The sequence below is a fragment of the Protofrankia sp. CiP1_Cm_nod4 genome, from assembly GCF_982290645.1.
The window spans coordinates 6,665-9,984 of sequence record NZ_CEVIVC010000029.1; the positions used below are offsets into that span (position 1 = coordinate 6,665).

Here is a 3,320-nt window from a genome sequence, read left to right on the forward strand (position 1 = left end):
CGTCGCCGTACGGGCCAGGCGGCATGATCGTTGCGACCTGGGTGCCGCCTCGACAACAGCCGAAGGGGCCACCAATCCCCTGCCGGCCCAGGGCCCTGACGCGCGGCCCACCCAGCCGTAGGTGGAAACCGCTACCGGGCTGACGGAAACCACCTACAACCACGGCCAGCGCTCGTCGGCTGTCGGTGGAAACCGCTGCTGGGACAACAGAAACCACCTACACGGTGCGCCGCGCGAGGCGGGAACGCCCGATGATCTCTACAGGAGCGGGATTCAGGGGGGAGGGCCAAGCTCCCCCAGAAGTCAGACATAAGGTGTCAGACCTGATGGAGACCGGCTCTCGACACGACGGAGACTTCCATGGACTCATCCCACGACGCGTTCCATGGCTTCCCGGACGACACGGGAGTGGACACCTTCGTCCGGGAGTTCCCGACGGCGGTAGCGCCGGTGGACCGCAGCTACTTGATGACGAAACCGACGTTGTTCGTTCTGCGGGTGCGGGGAGACGGGCCCGCGTACGACAAGCGGGTCCGCAGGGTCGTAGAAGCGCTCCGGGAGCCGATCGACCAGGGCGGGAAGCTGGTGCCGTATGCGGTGCTCGATACGGAGGCGGGCGGACCGCTGCTCACCGAACAGGCCGGTGACCGGCTCGGCTTTGGCAGACCCCGGCACATGACGCCCGATCGCTTCCCGCAGTTCACACTGCTGCGAGACGTGATCGATGACATCCGGAAACGGGCTGAGGGAGCCGGGCCGGATGCGGGCGCGCGGGGTTTGCGGAACTCCGCCTACGCCAAGCGGGTGCGGCAGGGGGGGCTGCCGGGCTTTCTGTGGACGATCAGCGGCGGAGACGCCCCGCCTGTGCATAGCGCCGTGTACGGCTGGCTGGTGAGCCTGGTGTGGCTGCCCCTGACGCGGACCCTGCCCCGCCGGCTGTGGGCTTGGCGCAAGACGCATCAACTCGTCCGGCCCGTCCGGCTGCCGGGACGGCGTGGACGCCGCAGATGGCTGGGCGCCCAGGAGAACGTCGACGAGAACGTCTTCCGGGTGCTGGAGGACCTGTCGCTGCGGCAGGTCGTCCGCTTGGCGCGGGCAGACACAGCAGCGGCCGGGGCAGGGCGGTCCGACGGGCACCCCCGCCACGAAGAGGCGATGGCAGCGCTGGAGCAACTGCTGCTGAGGGCCCTGCTGGAGGACCTGTCCGATCCGCCGACGGGCAGCCTGTGGCCCAAGAGGCGCCGCCGCACGGCCCGTCCCGTCCTACTGGTACCGCTGCCCCGCGGCCCGCAGCAGCGCCCCCCGGAGGAAGCCGCGCGGGCTCTTGCGGAGGTCGTGCGCACCGAGCGATTCCTTTCCGCGTTCTGCGAGATACGGCCGAGCGCGCATGCGCCGGGCCCTCTGGTGATCGCGATCGGCCAGCCGTCCGATGCCCTGCTCGACCGGATCGGACCATCCCAGGAGGTCACTCTTGGACCAGCCGGCCATCTGCTCCATGAACCAAACAGCGGAAAACCCGTGCTCGTGCCGCTCAGCGACGAGTCCTTCAACCGGCCGGGGCTGCCCATCCGCCGCGTGGCGCCGAAGACCTTCCGGATCGACTGGAGGGCGATAAACGCGTTAATTGCCGGTATGGTGACGCTGGTGCTCACCGTGACAGCCGTCACGGTGCTGTTGCCAGGCCATTCGCACGGCTGCGTCGGCGGCCCCGACCCGGTGGCCGCGTCCGCGCGCAGCGACCAGGTGGCCACGGACCCCACCGGCTGGTACGACGCGGCGATCGAGGCGATCCGGCAGCAGAACGAGCGTGCCGTGACGTTCTTCAGGAGTGGCAGGACTGTCCGCACCATTGTGGTCTTCGTGTCGAACCGCCCAGCCAGCCCCATCGACACCCTCTTCGACGGCACCATCCCGGAACTGCGCGGTATCGCCCTTTGGCAGCGCAAGCTCAACCAGGACTCGAACGCCGACCGTAGCCAGGTCCCCCTGCTGGTCGACGTCCGTCAGACCGGCCTGGCCTTCCACGACGCCGAGCAGGAGGCGCGGAAACTGGTCGAGCAGGTCCGCACCTGGAAGCCGCGTCCCGATCACAGCGACGACTACGCACAGGTCATCGGCGTCCTCGGCTACGCACAGAGCAGGAACGAGACCAAAGCGGCTCTCGAGGTACTTGACGAGGCAAATATCTTGACCATCGGCACCACCGCTACCGCCGACGAAATGCTCGGCGAGTCGGTCTACTGGCCCATCACACCGCTCAACAGCCGCGAGGCCGCGATCGAAGGGAACCTCGCCGCCACGCAACGCATCATTGCCCGGCACAGTGACAGCGGCGGATGCGTCCCAGCCAAACAGGCCCTCGTCATCGAGGACTACGGCGACCTGTACAGCCGAAGTCTCGCGGCGCATTTCGTGAGCCGCTTCCACGGCCAGAAGCAGGAGATCAACTTCACTCAGGGCGGCACCGGCCCCACGAACCCGCCAGCCGGCACCCCCACTTACACCAACGCCACCGACCTGGCGAACCGGGTCTGCGAAGAGATATCCGAACGGCCAGACACCGTCGTCTACTGGTCGAGCCGCGCCCAGGACTTCATCGCGTTCGTCACAAGCTTCGACACCCAGGGCACCTGCACCCACCACGACGTCACCGTGCTCGGCGGCAACGAGCTCACCAACGTCTCCCAGACCGGCGTCTTCAACAACAAGCAGTGGCTGCGGATCTACTACTCCGCGCACCGGCTTCCCGCGGACGACGCCCGCGCCGGCTCCGCCACCGAGAACTTCGTCAGCGACTACAACACCTTCGTCAAAAACACGACCAAGGGCGAGGACCCCTGGATCGATGACGGGCACTCGGCAGTGGCATACGACGCCTTCCATGTGCTCTCCCGGGTCTCCAACATCGCCTATAGCGGCAATCCGACGGCCCGCCCTACCGATATGGAAGCTTTCTTCAGAGCCGGCGACATCACCTTCAACGGCGCAACCGGCTATATTCACTACGCGGCAGGCGTCAACCAGCCACCCGTGGACAAGACCCTCGTGCTGCTACATCAGACTGGCAAGCATCCGGTGGCGGTGGTTGTCTGCGGCGCCTACCAGCAGGACCAAAACGGCTCGGCCGAGGATAAGCCATGTCTCGGCGCCCCGCGCTGAGACATCGGTGTGGGTCTGACCCGAAAAATGGGCTGCGGAGGCAGGTGAACATCACTGTCCGTCACACCGTTTCTCGAACCTGGAAGGGGCGGCGCCGTTCCCTGGAGATCCGGAGGCCCCGGATGCTGGTGCACGGAAATGTCACGGGGCTTGTGTCGGGG

At 67.0% G+C, this 3,320-nt stretch carries 1 protein-coding gene; it reads left to right on the forward strand.

Translation table 11 applies throughout. The features are described 5' to 3' along the window. The first annotated feature begins 360 nt into the window (after positions 1 to 360). Complete coding sequence (locus AC5LSR_RS08160) at positions 361 to 3,159, forward strand: type 1 periplasmic-binding domain-containing protein (RefSeq protein ID WP_493464734.1); 2,799 nt, start codon at positions 361 to 363, stop codon at positions 3,157 to 3,159. The last annotated feature ends 161 nt before the right edge of the window (positions 3,160 to 3,320 follow it).

Bases quoted from the DNA above. Each gene is read 5' to 3' on its own strand.
- AC5LSR_RS08160 (WP_493464734.1), top strand. From the start codon at position 361: ATGGACTCATCCCACGACGCGTTCCATGGCTTCCCGGACGACACGGGA.